At 69.7% G+C, this 16620-nt stretch carries 21 protein-coding genes; 9 read left to right on the top strand and 12 right to left on the bottom strand.

Annotation, left to right across the window (positions count from 1 at the left end):
• A partial coding sequence (gene ftsY, locus MKK67_RS32175) for a signal recognition particle-docking protein FtsY (protein WP_243973234.1) occupies window positions 1-732 on the top strand: 732 nt, incomplete at its 5' end.
• Here the strand turns inward: ftsY and MKK67_RS32180 are convergent.
• Window positions 729-1118 (bottom strand): type II toxin-antitoxin system VapC family toxin, encoded by a 390-nt coding sequence (locus tag MKK67_RS32180; RefSeq protein WP_243973236.1) that lies wholly within the window; start codon window positions 1116-1118, stop codon window positions 729-731. The genes ftsY and MKK67_RS32180 overlap by 4 nt on opposite strands.
• Entirely contained in the window at window positions 1115-1375 is a 261-nt protein-coding gene (locus MKK67_RS32185) for a type II toxin-antitoxin system VapB family antitoxin (protein WP_243973238.1), read from the bottom strand. Before MKK67_RS32185 ends, MKK67_RS32180 begins: the two co-directional genes overlap by 4 nt.
• An 87-nt stretch (window positions 1376-1462) precedes the next feature.
• On the opposite strand from MKK67_RS32185, the gene MKK67_RS32190 reads away from it, so the two are divergent.
• Window positions 1463-2077 carry a septation protein A gene (locus MKK67_RS32190; RefSeq protein WP_243973240.1) on the top strand — a complete coding sequence of 205 codons (615 nt, stop codon included), beginning with the start codon at window positions 1463-1465 and terminating at the stop codon, window positions 2075-2077.
• A gap of 3 nt (window positions 2078-2080) precedes the next feature.
• On the opposite strand, the gene MKK67_RS32195 is transcribed toward MKK67_RS32190, so the two are convergent.
• The 4 genes from MKK67_RS32195 to MKK67_RS32210 all read right to left on the bottom strand — a co-directional run bounded on the left by MKK67_RS32195 (window position 2081) and on the right by MKK67_RS32210 (window position 4657).
• Window positions 2081-2686 carry a DsbE family thiol:disulfide interchange protein gene (locus tag MKK67_RS32195; RefSeq protein ID WP_243973242.1) on the bottom strand — a complete coding sequence of 202 codons (606 nt, stop codon included), beginning with the start codon at window positions 2684-2686 and terminating at the stop codon, window positions 2081-2083.
• Window positions 2683-2826 carry a heme exporter protein CcmD gene (ccmD, locus tag MKK67_RS32200; protein ID WP_243973245.1) on the bottom strand — a complete coding sequence of 48 codons (144 nt, stop codon included), beginning with the start codon at window positions 2824-2826 and terminating at the stop codon, window positions 2683-2685. Before ccmD ends, MKK67_RS32195 begins: the two co-directional genes overlap by 4 nt.
• Before the next feature lie 10 nt (window positions 2827-2836).
• Window positions 2837-3634, bottom strand: a complete 798-nt coding sequence (locus MKK67_RS32205; protein WP_243973247.1) for a heme ABC transporter permease — start codon at window positions 3632-3634, stop codon at window positions 2837-2839.
• 93 nt (window positions 3635-3727) lie between these two features.
• Complete coding sequence (locus tag MKK67_RS32210; RefSeq protein ID WP_243973386.1) at window positions 3728-4657, bottom strand: AraC family transcriptional regulator; 930 nt, start codon at window positions 4655-4657, stop codon at window positions 3728-3730.
• Window positions 4658-4774: 117 nt separating this feature from the next.
• Here MKK67_RS32210 and MKK67_RS32215 point away from each other — a divergent pair, with 117 nt between their 5' ends.
• The 4 genes from MKK67_RS32215 to MKK67_RS32230 all read left to right on the top strand — a co-directional run bounded on the left by MKK67_RS32215 (window position 4775) and on the right by MKK67_RS32230 (window position 8503).
• The gene (locus MKK67_RS32215) at window positions 4775-5752 is read left to right on the top strand and encodes an SDR family NAD(P)-dependent oxidoreductase (RefSeq protein WP_243973249.1); all 978 of its coding nucleotides are present in this window, start codon (window positions 4775-4777) and stop codon (window positions 5750-5752) included.
• A gap of 267 nt (window positions 5753-6019) precedes the next feature.
• Window positions 6020-6856, top strand: a complete 837-nt coding sequence (gene murI, locus MKK67_RS32220; RefSeq protein WP_243973251.1) for a glutamate racemase — start codon at window positions 6020-6022, stop codon at window positions 6854-6856.
• Between the two features lie 610 nt (window positions 6857-7466).
• On the top strand, window positions 7467-8153 hold the full coding sequence (locus MKK67_RS32225) for a trna delta -isopentenylpyrophosphate transferase (protein ID WP_243973256.1): 687 nt from the start codon (window positions 7467-7469) through the stop codon (window positions 8151-8153).
• 38 nt (window positions 8154-8191) lie between these two features.
• On the top strand, window positions 8192-8503 hold the full coding sequence (locus MKK67_RS32230) for a hypothetical protein (RefSeq protein ID WP_243973257.1): 312 nt from the start codon (window positions 8192-8194) through the stop codon (window positions 8501-8503).
• Here MKK67_RS32230 and MKK67_RS32235 read toward each other — a convergent pair whose 3' ends face one another.
• Window positions 8504-9253, bottom strand: a complete 750-nt coding sequence (locus tag MKK67_RS32235; protein ID WP_243973258.1) for a tRNA1(Val) (adenine(37)-N6)-methyltransferase — start codon at window positions 9251-9253, stop codon at window positions 8504-8506.
• Complete coding sequence (locus MKK67_RS32240; RefSeq protein WP_147855101.1) at window positions 9250-9474, bottom strand: DUF2007 domain-containing protein; 225 nt, start codon at window positions 9472-9474, stop codon at window positions 9250-9252. The genes MKK67_RS32235 and MKK67_RS32240 overlap by 4 nt, the downstream gene beginning before the upstream one ends.
• Before the next feature lie 168 nt (window positions 9475-9642).
• On the opposite strand from MKK67_RS32240, the gene MKK67_RS32245 reads away from it, so the two are divergent.
• Window positions 9643-10656 (top strand): polyprenyl synthetase family protein, encoded by a 1014-nt coding sequence (locus MKK67_RS32245; RefSeq protein WP_243973261.1) that lies wholly within the window; start codon window positions 9643-9645, stop codon window positions 10654-10656.
• Window positions 10657-10665: 9 nt separating this feature from the next.
• On the opposite strand, the gene ftrA is transcribed toward MKK67_RS32245, so the two are convergent.
• Window positions 10666-11652, bottom strand: a complete 987-nt coding sequence (gene ftrA, locus MKK67_RS32250; RefSeq protein ID WP_243973263.1) for a transcriptional regulator FtrA — start codon at window positions 11650-11652, stop codon at window positions 10666-10668.
• Window positions 11653-11755: 103 nt separating this feature from the next.
• Between ftrA and MKK67_RS32255 the strand changes: the two genes are divergently transcribed.
• Window positions 11756-12370, top strand: coding sequence for a glutathione S-transferase family protein (locus MKK67_RS32255; protein ID WP_243973265.1), 615 nt, complete (start codon window positions 11756-11758; stop codon window positions 12368-12370).
• Window positions 12371-12382: 12 nt separating this feature from the next.
• Here MKK67_RS32255 and MKK67_RS32260 read toward each other — a convergent pair whose 3' ends face one another.
• The gene (locus MKK67_RS32260; RefSeq protein WP_243973267.1) at window positions 12383-13258 is read right to left on the bottom strand and encodes a protein-L-isoaspartate O-methyltransferase family protein; all 876 of its coding nucleotides are present in this window, start codon (window positions 13256-13258) and stop codon (window positions 12383-12385) included.
• A gap of 43 nt (window positions 13259-13301) precedes the next feature.
• The gene (locus tag MKK67_RS32265) at window positions 13302-13730 is read right to left on the bottom strand and encodes a MarR family winged helix-turn-helix transcriptional regulator (protein WP_243973273.1); all 429 of its coding nucleotides are present in this window, start codon (window positions 13728-13730) and stop codon (window positions 13302-13304) included.
• Window positions 13731-13884: 154 nt separating this feature from the next.
• Here MKK67_RS32265 and MKK67_RS32270 point away from each other — a divergent pair, with 154 nt between their 5' ends.
• Window positions 13885-15699 carry a chloride channel protein gene (locus MKK67_RS32270; RefSeq protein ID WP_243973274.1) on the top strand — a complete coding sequence of 605 codons (1815 nt, stop codon included), beginning with the start codon at window positions 13885-13887 and terminating at the stop codon, window positions 15697-15699.
• Between the two features lie 18 nt (window positions 15700-15717).
• On the opposite strand, the gene MKK67_RS32275 is transcribed toward MKK67_RS32270, so the two are convergent.
• Entirely contained in the window at window positions 15718-16593 is an 876-nt protein-coding gene (locus MKK67_RS32275; RefSeq protein WP_243973275.1) for a 4-(cytidine 5'-diphospho)-2-C-methyl-D-erythritol kinase, read from the bottom strand.
• Between the last annotated feature and the right edge of the window lie 27 nt (window positions 16594-16620).

A 16620-nucleotide genomic window follows, 5' to 3' on the forward strand; every position in this document is an offset into this window, starting at 1 on the left:
AAAAAAAAAAAGGACATCTCCCCCGACGAGGTCCGGGCGATCCTGGCGACGGAAGTCGAGCGGGCGCTGGAGCCCGTGGCGGTGCCGCTTTCCATCGACAGTACGAAGAAGCCGTTCGTGATCCTCACCGTCGGCGTCAACGGCGCCGGCAAGACGACGACGCTGGGCAAGCTCGCCTCGAAGCTGCGCGCGGAGGGCCGGACCGTGATGCTGGCGGCCGGCGACACGTTCCGGGCGGCGGCGGTGGAGCAGCTCAAGGTCTGGGGTGCACGCACCGGGACCCCGGTGGTGAGCGGCGGCGAGGGGGCGGACGCGGCCGGCCTCGCCTTCGACGCGCTCAAGCAGGCGGCGGCCGTGGGAACCGACGTGCTGCTGATCGACACCGCCGGCCGGCTCCAGAACAAGGCCGGGCTGATGGCCGAGCTGGAGAAGATCGTGCGCGTGCTGCGCAAGCAGGACCCGGACGCGCCGCACGCGACGCTCCTCGTCCTCGACGCCACCGTCGGCCAGAACGCGATCTCGCAGGTGGAGCTGTTCTCCCAGGCGGCGCCGGTCTCCGGCCTGGTGATGACCAAGCTCGACGGCACGGCGCGCGGCGGCATCCTGGTGGCGCTCGCCGCCAAGTTCGGCCTGCCGGTGCACTTCATCGGCGTCGGCGAGGGCGTGGAGGATCTGGAGCCGTTCGCGGCCCGGGATTTCGCCCGGGCGATCGCCGGGCTGGAGAAGGATTAGGCCCCAACGCGGAGTACGTCGGTCCGGGCGAAGTCGTCACCCTTGAACAGGAGCGGCGCGTTCAGCGTCCGGGCCAGCGCGTAGGCGAAGCAATCACCGAAGTTCAGGCCGGCCGGATGCCGACCCTTGCCGAAGCGAGCGAAGGCGTCGGCGGCGACCTGCGCGAGGGCGTGGTCGACGGGGACGACGGAAATGCGCCGCGCTTGGATCCAATCGTCGAGCACCGAGCGCCCGTCTACCACGCGCGAGGCCACGATCGCGCATTCAAGATAGGTCGCCGCCGCCATCGCGGGGGCGTCCGCGAGCGCCAGCGCACGGGAAAAGCCTTCGGCTTCCGGTTCCCGGCGCTGGATCGCGATGAAGGCTGACGAATCGACGACGATCACGCCGGCAGACCGTGCTCATCGTACGCGAGGATCTCGTCGATCGGACGCGGATCCACCAACGGGCTTGCATTGAGACGACGGCGCATCGCCTCGTCGGCCGCGAGGCCCTCCGCGATGCGGCGCTCTGCCTCGTCCTCCACCCGCTCCCGCTCCCGCCGGAGCAGCTCCAGCAGCAGGTCCGGCGCGGCGCGGTGGGTCGTTGCCGTGAGGTCGGCGAGCAGCGCCTCCACCTCGGCGTTGTCGATCGTGATGGACATCGTAAGCCCCGCGTTCCACACAGCCCCGAAACCGCCAGCCCGGCCTCCAGCCTAGCGCGAGTGCCGCATCCGAGCCAACTGAGGCGCATGCAGATCGAATCCGTTCCTCCCCGCCGCCACCTGCCGCCCCTCGTGAAGCTGGCGCTGGAACTCGGGCCGCTCGTCATCTTCTTCCTGGGCAATGCCTATTCGGAAAAACTCGGCGTCGCACCCGACCAAAAACTGTTCGTGGCGACCGGCGTGTTCATCGCGGCGACCGTTGTGGCGCTGGCGGTTCACTTCGCCCTGGTGCGGCGCCTGCCGATCATGCCGCTCGTGTCCGGCGTGGTCGTGGTGGTGTTCGGCGGGCTGACGCTGGCGCTTCAGGACAAGACCTTCATCATGGTCAAGCCGACCATCGTGAACGCGCTGTTCGGCACCGTGCTGCTCGGCGGCCTCGCGTTCGGGCGCTCGCTGCTGTCGGTGGTGCTCGATTCGATGTTCAGCCTCACCGAGGAGGGCTGGCGCAAGCTCACCTTCCGCTGGGGTCTGTTTTTCTTCGTTCTGGCGGCGCTGAACGAGGTGGTGTGGCGGACCCAGACCGAGGACTTTTGGGTCAACTTCAAGGTGTTCGGCATCATGCCGCTCACCGTGGTGTTCGCCCTGGCGCAGACGCCGCTGCTGACCCGCTACGAACGCAAGGAGCCGCAGCCGGGCGAATGAGAGTCAGCGGGCTGCGACCTTCCCGGCCGCCCGGATCCGCGTGAGCACGCTCGCGTAATTGTCCGGCGTCAGGATGCCGACGAGCTTGTCGCGGATCACCCCGTCCGGCCCGACCACGAAGGTCTCGGGCACGCCGTAGACGCCGAAATCGATCGCCGCGCGCCCGTCGGCATCGGCCCCGACGGCGGTGAACGGCACCCCGTGCCGGGCCAGGAAGCGCTGGCCGGCGGCCGGGTTCGGCTCCTTGTAGTCGATGCCGACCAGCCGGATGCCGGGCTCCCGAGCGAGCCGCATCAGCATCGGGTGCTCGACCTGGCAGGGGGCGCACCACGAGGCGAACACGTTGATCACCGTGATCTGGCCCTTCAGGTCGGCGCTGGACAGGCCCGGTACCGGGGCGTCCCCGACCTTAAGCCCTGGCACGGCAGGCAGGCTGAAGCTCGGAACCGGCTTGCCGATCATCGCGGAGGGCAGCGCCGCCGGGTCGGCGCCCGAGCGCAGGCGCAGGAACAGCACCGCGGCCAGCGCGGCGAATGCCAGCACCGGCACCACCAGCAGCAGTGAGCGGCGGACCGGGGGCGGCCGGTCGATGATGTCGTCGCCGCTCACCGCCGCTCCTCCCCAAAACCCTTGAGGGCGCGCCGCTGCGCCCGCCGGTCGCGGATCGCGTTGCCGATCAGGCCGGCCATGACCAGGGCCGTGAAGCCGTAGGCGGCGACGATGAAACCGCCGTGAGATCCGAGATCCATTGAAACAATCCTAGACCGGCTGCCCGACCGGCATCCCGGCGGGCTTCGGCGTGAGGCGCGGCTGGGTGCGGTCCAGGCGCTCGGCCTCGCGGATCGTCAGCGTCCGCACCCGGCGGCGCATGATCTCGGTGCGCATCGCGTAGAGGTGCAGCGTGGTCCCGCCGAGCGTCGCCGCGCCGATCATGATCAGCAGCGGGTAGAGCATCGACGGGTCGATGGACGAGCCGCCCATGCGCAGGATCGAGGCCGGCTGGTGCAGGGTCGACCACCAGTTCACCGAGAACTTGATGATCGGAAGGTTCACCGCGCCGACGAGGGTCAGGATCGCCACGGCCCGGGCGGCGCGGTTCGGCTCCTCGAGGGTGCGCCACAGGGCGATGATGCCGCAATAGATCAGCAGCAGGATCAGCATCGAGGTCAGGCGCGCGTCCCAGACCCAGTAGGTCCCCCACATCGGCTTGCCCCAGAGCGAGCCCGTGACGAGACAGATCAGGGTGAACGCCGCCCCGATCGGCGCGGCGGCGCGCTGGGCGACATCGGCCAGGGGATGGCGCCAGACCAGGGTGCCGATCGCCGACAGGCTCATGGCGCCGTAGAAGAACACCCCGAGCCACGCCGCCGGGACATGGATGTACATGATCCGCACGGTCTCGCCCTGCTGGTAGTCCGGCGGCACGACGAAGAAGGTCTGGTACAGCCCCAGGCCGAAGAGTCCCACCGACAGGACGGCGAGCCACGGCACCACGGCGCCGGACCAGCGCATGAAGTGGCTCGGGTTCGACAGGCGGGTCCAGAGGGAAGGCGTCATCGCGGCTCGGTCTCGGACAGCGTCCCGGCGGTCCGGTTTCGGTCTCGCGTGATCGCGTCCGAAAATCCGGTCTCCACCGTTTCCGGACGAGCTTTAGCGCAGGGTGCGGTGCAGCAACAATGCGTCTCTTCCCCGCCGATACTGCATCGGCGTGCACAGCATCCGCCTGCGAAAGGCGGTGCGGAACGCGGTCTCGGATTCGTAGCCGACCGAATACGCGATCTCGGCGACGCTCGTGTCGGAGCGCCGCAGCCGGTCGGCCGCGCGCTGCATCCGCCAGCCGGCGAGATAGGCCAGCGGCGTCTGCCCGACCACCGCCCTGAACCGGGCCGCGAATATCGTGCGCGACATGCCGGCGCATGCGGCGAGTTCAGCCAGCGTCCAGCGCCGTGCCGGTTCGGTGTGCAGAGCCGTGAGCGCCCGGGCCAGCCTTGGATCGGCGAGAGCCCCGAGCCAGCCGGTCGGCCGCTCCGAGACGAGCCAGAGCCGCAGCACCTGGAGCAGCATGATCTGCGCGAGATGGTCGGCCATCAGGGCGCCGCCGGGCGCGCCCTGGCGCAACTCGACGGCCAGCTGGTCTAGCGCCCAGCGCAGGATCGCCGCCTGGTTCGAGGCATCCCGGATCGGCACGATCGCCGGCAGCGCATCGAACAGCAGCCCGGCCGCATCGCCCGCGAAGAAGAACCGTCCGCCGACCAGGAAAAAATCGCCGCCGCCGTTGCAGGTCGCGACAGTGTCCACCGCCTGGTCGTAGATCGTGGCGGACTCGATCGCCGGAAGCGCCAGGTCGGTGGCGAGTCGGAACGGCCGGCCCCGGGTCAGCAGGAAGCAGTCGCCGGCCGCGATCCGGATCGGCTCGGCCTCGCCCTCGACCGCCACCCAGCAGGCACCCCGCGTCACCGCGTTGAACTTGATCCCGTCATGGGCGGGGAAGCGGATCGCCCAATCGCCGCCGGCATCGAGGCCGGCGCTGAAGGCGCTGCGGGGCCTCAGCAGCGACAGCACGTCGGAGAGCGGATCCATGGCACGAACCGGACGCCCGCGCAGGATTCGCGGACGGGGCAGCATGGAGCGTCCGCCGCCTTCCGTCGATCATGGCGGCGATCCGGCGGCCCCTCTGCGCCGCCGCGGAGCATGACCATGATCGATCATCAAAAGCCGCTCGGATCGGACTTCGGCGCCCGCAGCACCGCCTCCGAGGTCCTGGCCGGGCGGGACCTGACCGGACGACGCGCCATCGTCACCGGAGGCCATTCAGGCCTGGGCTTGGAAACCACCCGGGCGCTCGCTGCCGCGGGCGCCGAAATCCTCATCGCCGCCCGCGATCCGGACGCCGCCCGGATCGCGACGCAGGACATTCCCCGGACGACGGTCGACACCCTCGACCTGTCGGATCTCTCCAGCGTCCGGCGTTTCGCCGCGCACGTCCTGGCCGCCGGCCGGCCGATCGACTGGCTCATCAACAATGCGGGCCTCATGGCGTGCCCGGAGATGCGGGTCGGTCCGGGCTGGGAGGCGCAATTCGCCACCAACCATCTCGGCCATTTCGCCCTGACCAACCACCTCCTGCCGCTGCTCGGGGCCGGAGCCCGGGTGATCGCGGTGTCCTCGGCCGGGCACCACCTCTCGCCGATCCGCTGGGACGACCTTCACTTCACGTCTGCTTACGACAAGTGGCGCGCCTACGGCCAAGCGAAGACCGCCAACGCCCTGTTCGCGGTCCATCTCGACCGGCTCGGCCGGGACCGGGGCCTCCGCGCCTTCTCGTTGCACCCGGGAAAAATTTTCACGCCGCTTCAGCGCCACCTGACCCAGGCCGAGATGATCGCGGAGGGCTGGCTCGACGCAACGGGCGCGCCCGCGGACCCGACCTTCAAGAGCCCAGCCCAGGGGGCCGCCACCCAGGTCTGGGCCGCAACGTCACCGCTGCTCGACGGGCTGGGCGGCCTCTATTGCGAGGATTGCGATGTCGCCGTGCGGGCGGAGACGGCCGGTGAGCCGTTCGTCGGCGTCCAAGCCTATGCCGTCGATCCTGAAGAGGCTGAGCGGCTGTGGGCGCTGTCCGCCGATCTGATCGGGACCGGGTTTCTTGGGCGCCCCGGTTGTCCCACCTCGTGATCACGCGCCTCCTGGCGCGGTCCGGGATACGCGCAGGCCGGGCATTGCCCGCTGCTCTCCGGTGCGAGCCAATCAACTTGGCCGTAATCCCGTCCCAGAGGGGTGGATTTGCGACGGTCCGCTTCCGGGCGAGAGTTGGCACAAGCACACACCGCCGTCGCGCCCGCTCACGACCCAACCCGGCCATTCGGAATGCTGCCTGCCTTCAAGCTTGCACCAGCCGAACGTAAACATCATAAGTAAAGCAGTAAGGTGAGATTTTGGATCATGAACATTGGTGTTTTTGACTCCGGTAGCGGTGGACTCACTGTGGCCCGTGCTTTGGATGATGCATTTCCAGCCAGAAATTTCATTTATCTAGGCGATCATGCAAACGCACCCTACGGAGATAGATCGGTCGATGAAATTTATAGACTGACGATTTTCGGATTGGAGCGATTGTTCCAGGAAAATTGTTCACTCGTCGTTGTTGCTTGCAACACAGCTGCTGCACGGGGCCTGCGGCGGCTCCAGCGTGAATGGCTGCCCGTTGCGCATCCCACTCGACGCGTGCTTGGTGTGATAGTCCCTGTCGTCGAAGAGGTGACGGGGGTGCCGTGGACTGCGGATCAGAAGCCGCTGCCTCGGTCAGTAGAGGCTCCTAATACGACGGTTGCCGTCTTTGCGACGAAACATACTGTAGAGAGTCGCGCCTTTGCTGGCGAAATTTACAAACGGGCTCCACATATAGAAGTCTGGCAAGAGGCATGTCCGCGCCTCGTTCCGCTGATCGAGAGCGATGCGCCGGATAACGTTATAGAGAGCGCCGTTGGACGATATGTTATAAGTTTGAAGGATCGCATGTCTGGTCGATCGCCAGATGTGTGCATTTTAGGTTGTACGCACTATCCACTGATAGAGCCGATTTTCCGCAAATTTCTTCCTTTTAAAACCAGGATACTATCCCAGCCGTCTGTAACGGCCCGCAGTCTTGCTGATTATTTGAAACGACACCCGGAATTTCCGGTTTCGACCATAGGGACTCGTCGCTTCCTAACGACGGGAAAGCCTGAATTGGCTTCGCGGATCGCATCACGGTTCTATGGGCGAGCTATCACCTTCTAATTCATCGGGGGTGGGTCGATGTCCGCTCTTGAGATTGGCTGCAGGCAAGCAGATCGTTTTTTGAGGGTCGCAAGCGGCCATTCTCAAGCGGATCCGGTGCAGTCCCGAGTTTGCTTCGCTGTGCTCGCAACCACGGTGAGAATAGCGAGCAACCCGTCAGCCCTGTCCCCCACGCCCTCATCATGAGGTGCCGAAGCGCAGCGGAGGCCTCGAAGGAGACCTCCAGGAATCGCGCGGCTGGCTGGAGGGCTCCTTCGAGGCGCGCTGACGCGGCCACCTCAGGATGAGGGGGTTGGGTTGGAGGAAGGGGTGATCGGGCTCGGACCCGTCGCCGTCCTGACCCGTGAAGCAAAAATCCGAACCAACCGCGTCATCACCGCCCCCGCCTCAAACCGATCCCCGATCCGACCCACGACCGAGCCCTCTCCAGGCGCTCGTGACACCCCCGCGCGCACTGACGCAGCCCCCTCCAATCGACGCGGGCAGCCAGCCCCGACCCTTGCGCATGACCCCGCGATCCCGCATATACGATGAAACAAAACAGGAACAAAGAGCGTCGCCGTAGAAAGCTGTGGATGACGCAGCCGTCTCTCACCGGAATGAGCCCCGCATGCGAACCGCCGACAAGCAGATCGCCGACATCCTGGTGCGCTACGGGGAGCCCTTCGGGGGCAACGTCTGGCGCGTGCAGGGCACCGCCGTGATCTACCACAAGACCCTGGAGCGCATCGCCGCGCAGGCCGGGATCGTGTTCGAGCCGCCGACCATCATCCGGGCCGAGCGCGACGAGGCGGTGCTGCTGGTCACCGGGCGTCTGCCCGGGGCCAAGGCCGGCGCGAAACAGGCCGCCGACCGGATCGAGTGGTCGATGGGCGAGGCGCTGGTCAACGTGAATTACCGCGTCTCGGGCAAGCAGGCGGCCTACGTCTACGCCATGGCCGAGAAGCGCGGGAAGGACCGCGTCATCCTCAAGCTGATCGAGCTCCACGGCCTGGTCTACTCCGAGGAGGAGGCCGACGAGTTCCGCGCCCATCTGCCCGCCGTCCGGGCGGTGGACGAGGATTTCGAGGAGGCCCAGCCCTTCGACGAGGTCACCGAGGCCGAGGGCGACCTCAAGCGCCGGATCGACGCGGCCGAGACCATCAACGCCGTCACCGACCTGATGCTCGACGGCGCCACCCAGGCGATCCTGGCGGCGATGCCGCCCGGCACCCGGGACGAGGTCCGCGACTACGCCAAGGCGCGCCTCGTGGCGCTCGGCTGGCCCAAGCGCGCCGGCCGCCGCAGCGCCGCCTGACCCACCCCCACACCATCCCCCAACCGCAGGAGACCGCCATGCATCGCGCGACGCGCAACCGGACCCTGAAGGCCCGCCGGGACCATCATCGGGGCTGGACCATCGAGACCCTGTCGTACAGCCCGACCCGGATCGTGCGCCTGGGTGCGGAAAAAGTCGCGATCCTGTTCCCACCGGTGGAGCCGGGCGCCGAGTGGCAGCTCTACCCGCATCCCGACACCTTCCCGGGGCTCAACTTCGATGGCCTGCCCGAGCCGCTCCGTCCGGAATTTTTGGGGTTTTCGGACCTGCCCGCCGTCGAGCGGTTCTTGGGGATTCACGACATGGCGCCGGCGGCGCTTGCGGCCTGATCAGGCTGGCGGCCAGGGGGCGCCCCGGTGGAGCGCCTCCGCCTCCGGGGTCAAGGCTTTCGGGTCGGGGCCGTGCAGCACCAGGGGCGGCAGCAGGCTGAGTGCCGCGCGGCTGCCCCTTGTCGCGGCGATCAGCACCCGGATCGCCGGGGCCTCCGCCCTGGCCTGGACCGGGCGGATCGCGATCCCGCCATACCGGCCCTTGAGGACGTCGAGGCAGGCCGGCAGGGCGTCGGCCCGGTGGATCAGCCCGAGCCGGCCCCCGGGCCGCAGGATCGCCGTGCAGGCGCGGATCCAGAGGTCCAGGCCGTCCTCGGGAAACGTGTGCGCCGTCGCCTTGCCGGGATGCGGCGAGGGGCGGTGGCTGCCCGCAGTGAAGAATGGTGGGTTGGTCAGCACGAGATCGAAGCTGTCCGGCTCCAGTCCGGCGGCACGGCGCCCGGCCGCGGGAGCCAGCACGTCGGCCTCGATCACCGCCGCGTCGATGCCGTTGAGGGCGGCGTTGGCCCGGGCCAGCTCCGCCAGTTCCGGATCGCGCTCCACCAGGGTCGGGCGCGTGCCGGGATGAAGCGCTGCGCAGGCCAGGCCCACCGCGCCGGTGCCGGCGCCGACATCGCAGAACCGGCCCCCCGGCGCCGGCGCGATCAGCCGGGCGAGCAACACCGCGTCGGTTCCCGCCCGGTGCGCTCGCCTGGGCGGCTGGTGCAGGCGCAGGATCCCGCCGAGAAAAGCGTCTGGATCGGTGTTCACGGGTCGCGCAACTCGTGGGCGAGCCCGGCATCCGTCAGCAACCGGCGGGCCTGGGGGGCCCAATCCCCCGGCACCATCAGGCGCTGACCGAACGCCCCGATCGAGCCCTCCATCACGCTCATATGGGTGTCAGCCACCAGGACCGGGATCTCGGCCGCCTCGAGCACCGAGCGGGCGAAGCCGATCAGCACCGGATCATTCGCGGAAATCAGGACGATCATCGGGTTTCTTCGAAGATTTGGCGGGTCACCGGCGCATTCGTCGCGTGCTCTGCACGTTCTGTTCGCACCATATCTCACCCGCGCCGATGTTGCGGCGCCGCGAGGCGCGTGCGAAGGGATCGCCCGCTCCCTGCGGGGGAACCGGACTGGAGGTCGCGGATCTTGGGTATGGCCCTCTCCATCGAGAATCCGAAGCCCGAGGTCGAGGCGGGGCTGAACGACCTCGTCGCGCTGGTGGCGGACGGCATGGCGCGGGTCAACACCACGATCCTGTCGCGCACCGGCTCCGACGTGGCGATGATCCCGGAGGTCGCCAACCACCTGATCGCCAGCGGCGGCAAGCGCCTGCGCCCGATCCTGACGCTGGCCTGCGCCAAGCTCTGCGGATACGCCGGCGACGGCGACGTGAAGCTCGCCGCCAGCGTCGAGTTCATGCACACCGCGACCCTGCTGCACGACGACGTGGTCGACGAGAGCGACATGCGCCGCGGCCGCGTCGCCGCCCGGATCAAGTGGGGCAACGAGGCTTCGGTCCTGGTCGGCGACTTCCTGCTCGGCCAAGCCTTCCGGATGATGGTCGAGGTCGGCTCCCTGCGGGCGCTCGACATCCTGTCCGCCGCCGCCACGGTGATCGCCGAGGGCGAGGTGATGCAACTCACCAACGCCAAGAACCTGGAGACCGACGAGGCCGCCTATCTGGCGGTGATCCGCGGCAAGACCGCCGAGTTGTTCGCCGCCGCCTGCGAGGTCGGGCCGGTGCTGGCCGGCCGGCCTGAGGCCGAGCAGGCAGCCGCCCGCGCCTACGGGATGAATCTCGGCATCGCCTTCCAGCTGATCGACGACGTGCTCGATTACGGCGGCACCTCGGCCGACCTCGGCAAGAATGTCGGCGACGATTTTCGCGAGGGCAAGATCACCCTGCCGATCGTGCTGGCGTACCGCAAGGCGAGCGAGGGCGAGCGCGGCTTCTGGCGGCGGACCCTGCAGCAGGGCGAGATCGGTGCGGACGACCTCGACACCGCCCTCGACCTGCTTCAGCGCCACGGCGCCTTGGAGGAGACCGTGGCCCGCGCCCACCATTACGGCGCTCAGGCCCGCGCCGCCCTCGACATCTTCCCGGACGGACCGGTGAAGGCCGCGCTCAACGGCGCCGTGGAATTCTGCGTCGCCAGGGCCCACTGAACCGTCGCCTCAGGCGGCCTTCCGCAGAGGCCCGGCTGCCCGCGTCGTGAAGCTGCGCCGATAGGCTGTGGGCGTCACGCCGACGAGGCTGCGGAAATGGCTGCGCAGGGTCGGCGCCGAGCCGAACCCCACCTGCCGGGCGATCTCGTCCACCGGGCGGGTCGTCTCTTCGAGCATCGTCCGCGCTTCGGTCACCCGCTCGGCGATGAGCCAGGTCCCGGGCGCCTGGCCGGTGGCGGCCCGGACGTGCCGGTGGAGGCTCCGCAGGCTGAGCCCGGCTTCGGTCGCCATGCGCTCGACCGTCCAGGCCGCGCCGAGGTTTTCGCGGACGCGATCGAACAGGAGCCCGAGCTTGGCGCCGGCCCGCTTCGGCACCGGCCGCTGCACGAACTGCGCCTGGCCGCCGTCCCGGTGGGCGTGGACCACCATCCGCCGGGCCACCCGGCTGGCAACCTGCGCGCCGAAATCCGTCCGCACCACGTGGAGGCACAGATCGAGCCCGGCCGCGCTCCCGGCCGATGTCAGGATCGAACCCTCGTCGACATACAGCACGTCGGCCGCAACCCGGACGTCCGGGTAGGCCGCGAGCCGGTCGGTGAAATGCCAATGGGTGGTGGCCCGGCGGCCCGCCAGAAGCCCGGCCTCGGCCAGCACGAAGGCCCCGGCGCAGATCGAGACGAGGCGCGCGCCCCGGAGGTGCGCCCGCCTCAGCGCGGCGAGCAAGGCGGGCGGGATCGCGCCCGTGGGGCCTCGCCAACCCGGGAGGACGATCGTCCCCGCCGTGTCGAGCAAGTTCAGGCCGCCATCGGCCTGGACCACCACCCCGCCGGTGCCGCGCAACGGTCCCGGTTCGACCGCCGCGATGGCGCAGCGGTACCAGCGCCCCCCGAATTCCGGCCGAGGCAGGGCAAAGACCTCGACCGCGCAGCCATACTCGAAGGTGCACAGCCCGTCATAAGCCAGGATGACGACGGTGGGGCGGGGCGACTTTGGCATGATCGCGTCGGTAATGGCCGATCGTGCCACTGGCAACGGCCACGCTGCCGGGAGACATTCCGCCAGCCCGCACAGAGGAATGCGGCCCACGCAAGGATGCGCCATGCGCCTGATCGGTATGCTCGATTCGCCCTATGTCCGTCGCGTCGCGATCACGATGCGGATGGCCGGACTCCCGTTCACGCACGAGCCCCTGTCGATCCTGCGGGACATCGAGGCGTTCCGCACCGTCAACCCGGTGATCAAGGCGCCGACCCTGATCACCGAGGCCGGGATCGTGCTGATGGAGTCGACGCTGATCCTGGCGCACCTGGCCGAACGGCATCCCGACCGTGCCCGGCTGATGCCCGCAGCGCCCGACGCGCATGCCCGGGCCTCCCGCATCCTCGGCCTCGCCCTGGCGGCCGCGGACAAGACGGTGCAGCTCGCCTACGAGCGCAACCTGCGCCCCGAGGAGAAATGGCACGCGCCCTGGCTCGATCGGATCCAGGGTCAGCTCGTCGCCGCCTATGCGGAGCTGGAGCGGGAGATCGGGTCGCAGGAGCCGTGGCTATTCGGGCCGGCGCCGCTCCAACCGGACATCACCACCGCGGTGGTCTGCCGATTCACGCGAAGCATCCAGGGTGATGCGGTCTCGGAAGCCGAGCATCCGAACCTCGCCGCCCTCTGCGCCCGCGCCGAGGCGCTGCCGGCCTTCCAAGCCTATCCGTTCAAGTAGATGCGGGAGGCCTCACGGCTCCTTCGTGGAGAGCCACCAATCGCCGCCATCGTACCAGCAACTCGCATCGGGCGGTCCGTCGAAGCGGATCGCGCGCACCGCCTTAAGCTGCCCCTGCGCGAAAGCCTTGGCCAGGCTGCCGCTCTCGTCCTCGGCCAAGCCCTGGAGCGGGATGAAGATCGAGGGTGAGACGAACCGGGCCGGCCATGCGCTGGCATCCAGGCCCCGGCGGATCAACAGCATGCCGCCCCGGTCCTCGGCCGGCTGGAGTGGGAACAACAGCCGCCCCTCCGGCCGCAGCGCGTCGAGCCAGGCTTGGGCCGGGCGCGGCGCGCCGGCATTGACGTAGATCGCGTCGGCCGCCGGCAGCCCCTCCGCCGCGCCGGAGCGCGCCTCGACCCGCGCCCAGGGCCAGGCGACGAGGTTGCGCGCCGTCCGCTCGGCGAGGCCGGGATCGATCTCGCGGCCGTGAACCTGGCCGTCCGGCCCGACCAGATGGGCGAGCAGCGCTGTATAATATCCGCTGCCGGTGCCGACCTGGATCGCCGTCTCGCCGGGCTGGGGCGCGAGCGCATCGAGGCAGAGGGCGTGCAGGCTCGGCTGGCCGATATTGATGCCGCGGGCGGCGTCGATGGCGATGAGCACGTCCTGATAAAGGAAGGCCGGATCGTCGTCCGGGGTCGTCACGTAGAGCGGCCCGCGGTCCCGCGACCGCCAGCCATTGGAAGCCAGGATCGACCAGGGACCGGGGCCCGCGAAGGGCTCCCGCGGTACCGCCGCGAAGGCCGCCTCGATGCGCGGGTCAGCCGCGTTCGAGTTCGCCACGAGGGACGCGTAGAAGCAACGAAGCTTGGTGCTGCGCGCGTCGGAACCGTCTCGATCCGCCATCCCGTCACCCCCGGAACAAACAGATCAGCCACATCGATCCGCGTCAAGACGCCGCAGGCGTGAGCGCGCCCGCCAAGGCTGGCGCGAGGCCGCGCAATTCTTCCAGGTGCGCCGAAGTCAGGGTCCGCAGCAGCGCTTCGGCCCGAGGCGTGAGCGCGAGTTCGCTTCGGCGGCGATCCTCCGTCGACCGGACCTTGGTCAGCAGGCCGGCCTCGACCATCCGGGCGACCAGCTCGGCCGCGCTGTGCGGCGCGATCAAGAGCTGTTCGGCCAGCAAGCCCACTGTCGGCGGAGCGCGACCCGCATGGCCGGCGAGGGCCAGGAGCGCTTGATGCTGCTGCGGCGGGATGCCCGCCCGGGCCGCGGCGGCCTCGCTGAAGGCCAGGAAGCGCCGCAGCCGATAACGGAACTCCGCCAGCGCCGCGTATTGCTCCGGTGAGAGTGGTTCGGCCTCAGGCTCGTCGGCACCCATGCTGGCCTCCCTGGTCCTGATCCCGGGCTTGGTGACCGCTTCGCATGGTGATCCTTAGGGCCGTGCCGACGCAGCCGCACCGGGCGCTCCGGTCGTTTCGTCGTTGAATATATCGTATCACGATATAAATGGCCTTGGGCGGAGGGCGGACTTTATGGACGGCGGACCAAACATCGAGGGTGGTGGCGAGACGCCGTTGCGGCGGCCGCTCGGCGATTTCAGCGCGGACCGGCGGGTGCTGATGCTAGCTGGTCTGGCGGTGATCACCGGTACGGCCGCGTCGGGCACCGCCTGGATCCTGCTGGCGCTGATCGGCCTCGTGACCAACGCCGTATGGTACGGCCGCTTCGATACTGCGCTGACCTCCCTGGCCGGCGCAGCGCCGGGGCCATGGATGGTCGCGATCCCGGTGATCGGCGCGCTGATCGTCGGGTTCATGGCCCGCTACGGGTCCGAAAAGATCCGGGGCCACGGCATTCCCGAGGCCATGGAGGCGATCCTCATCGGCGGCAGCCGGATGTCGCCCAAGGTGGCCGTGCTCAAGCCGGTCTCCTCGGCGGTGGCGATCGGCACCGGCGGCCCGTTCGGGGCCGAAGGACCGATCATCGTCACGGGCGGTGCGGTGGGTTCGCTGTTCGCGCAGTTCTTCCATCTGAGTGCGGCCGAGCGGAAGACGCTGCTGGTGGCAGGCGCCGCGGCCGGCATGACGGCGATCTTCGGGACGCCGGTGGCGGCCGTGCTGCTCGCCGTCGAGGTGCTGCTGTTCGAGTGGCGGCCGCGCAGCCTCGTGCCGGTGGCGGTCGGGGCGGTGACGGCGGCGTGCTGGCGCCCGGCCCTGTTCGAGGCCGGACCGCTCTTTCCCTTCACCGACAACCCGGCTTTGCCCTGGTGGGGTCTGCCTGCTTGCGCCCTGCTCGGCGTGGCCTGCGGGCTGATCTCGGGCGTGCTCACCAGGGCGCTTTACGCGCTGGAAGACGGGTTCGGCCGGCTGCCGATCCACTGGATGTGGTGGCCGGCGCTGGGCGCCCTCGTGGTCGGCCTCGGCGGCCTCGTGGAGCCCCGGGCGCTCGGTGTCGGATACGACGTGATCCGCGACCTGCTCTCCGGACATCTCCTGGCCGGTGCCGTGCTGACGATCCTCGTGGTCAAGGCGGTGATCTGGCTCACGGCCCTGTCCTCGGGCACTTCCGGGGGCGTGCTGGCGCCTCTGCTGATCCTCGGTGGCGCGATCGGTTGGCTGATCGGCCTCGCTTTGCCGGGTGCGCACGGCTTCTGGGCGCTGCTCGGTATGGCGGCGATGCTCGGCGGGGCCTTGCCGGCGCCGCTCACCGGGGTGGTGTTCGCCGTCGAGGTGACCGGCGACGTCGCCGCCCTGGCGCCGCTGCTCGCCGCCACCATGGCGGCCTATGCGGTGACCGTGCTGCTGCTCAAGCGCTCGATCCTCACCGAGAAGATCGCCAGGCGCGGCCAGCACGTGACGCGGGAATACGGCATCGACCCTTATGACCTCGCCCGGGTCGAGGCAGTGATGACCCGCGATGTCGCGACCCTCAGTGGAGACCTGCCGCTCGCCGAAGCCCTCGCCGCGATCACCTCGGGCGACCACCACGCCTATCCGGTGCTCGACAGTGGCCGCCGGCCGGTGGGGCTGGTCACGCGCAATGATGCGCTTCGCTGGACGGTGGAGATCGGGGAGGATGACAGGGCCGACGGCACGCTGGCCGAGCGCGTCTCGGATGCCGACCTCGCCGTGGTCCACCCAGGCGACGTGGTCTCGCACGCCCTCGACGTGATGCTCTCGGCCGGACAGGGGCGCCTGCCGGTCACCGATCCGGAGAGCGGCGCGCTGGTCGGGCTCCTCACCCGCAAGGACCTGCTGCAGGTGCGCGCCACGACGGTCCGGGCCGAGGCCGAGCGTCGGGCATATTTCCGCCGGGGCCGGGCGCGGGCGGGTGCGATCGGGGGCTAACGGGAGCCGTCGCTCCGGTCAGCGCAGGAAGGTCGGCGCCACCCACCAGCCTGGATGGGCAGCCCGCAGGGCGGCGGCGGCGCGCACCGCCGCGTGCCGATCGGTGAACAGCGCGAACACCGTCGCCCCCGAGCCCGACATCCGCGCCAAGCGGCAGCCGGCTTGGTCCCGCAGGGCCGCCAGGGTCTCGCCGATCACCGGGGCGACCGTGAGCGCCGGGGCCTCCAGGTCGTTCCGGGCCGGGGCGATCGCCGCCACGAGGGCGTCGGCGCCGAAACCCTCGCCGATGTCGGGATGCGCCGCGCCGTCGAGCCGCTGCCCGACCGTCAGGCCCAGAGCCTTGAACACCGGGGCGGTCGGCACCGGCACGCCGGGATTGATCAGAACCGCCGGCAGCGGCGCGAAGCTGAGCCCCGGGCCGATCTCTTCTCCGGCGCCGCGCATCATCCGGGCGCGCGGATCGAGGCAGACCGGGACGTCGGCCCCGGTCTCGCGGGCGGCTGCGATCACGGCCGGGTGGTTGAGCGGCAGGCCGTTGAGGCACGCGAGCAGCCGCAGGGCCGCGGCGGCATCGGAGGAGCCCCCGCCGATCCCGGCCGCGACCGGCAGGCGCTTGACCAGATGGAAGGCGCCCATCCGCAGCGACGGCACCTTCGCCGCGAGCCCGCGGGCGGCGCGCAGGACGAGGTTGTCCTGCGTTGGGCCAGCCGGACCGGCGGTCGGGCCACTGACGGTGAGGCCGAGCGGTGCGTCGGGATCGAGGGTCAGCCGGTCCGCGGTGCCCGCGAAGGCGACCAGGCTCTCCAGCTCATGATAGCCGTCTCCGGGCCGCCGCCCGAGGACATGGAGCGTCAGGTTGACTTTGGCGGGGGCGCGGTCGGCGAGCAGGGGCACGGTGTCTCGAACGGGTCGGCGTGGTCG

Origin of the sequence: Methylobacterium sp. J-072 (assembly GCF_022829425.1) — a bacterium.
GTDB lineage: Bacteria > Pseudomonadota > Alphaproteobacteria > Rhizobiales > Beijerinckiaceae > Methylobacterium.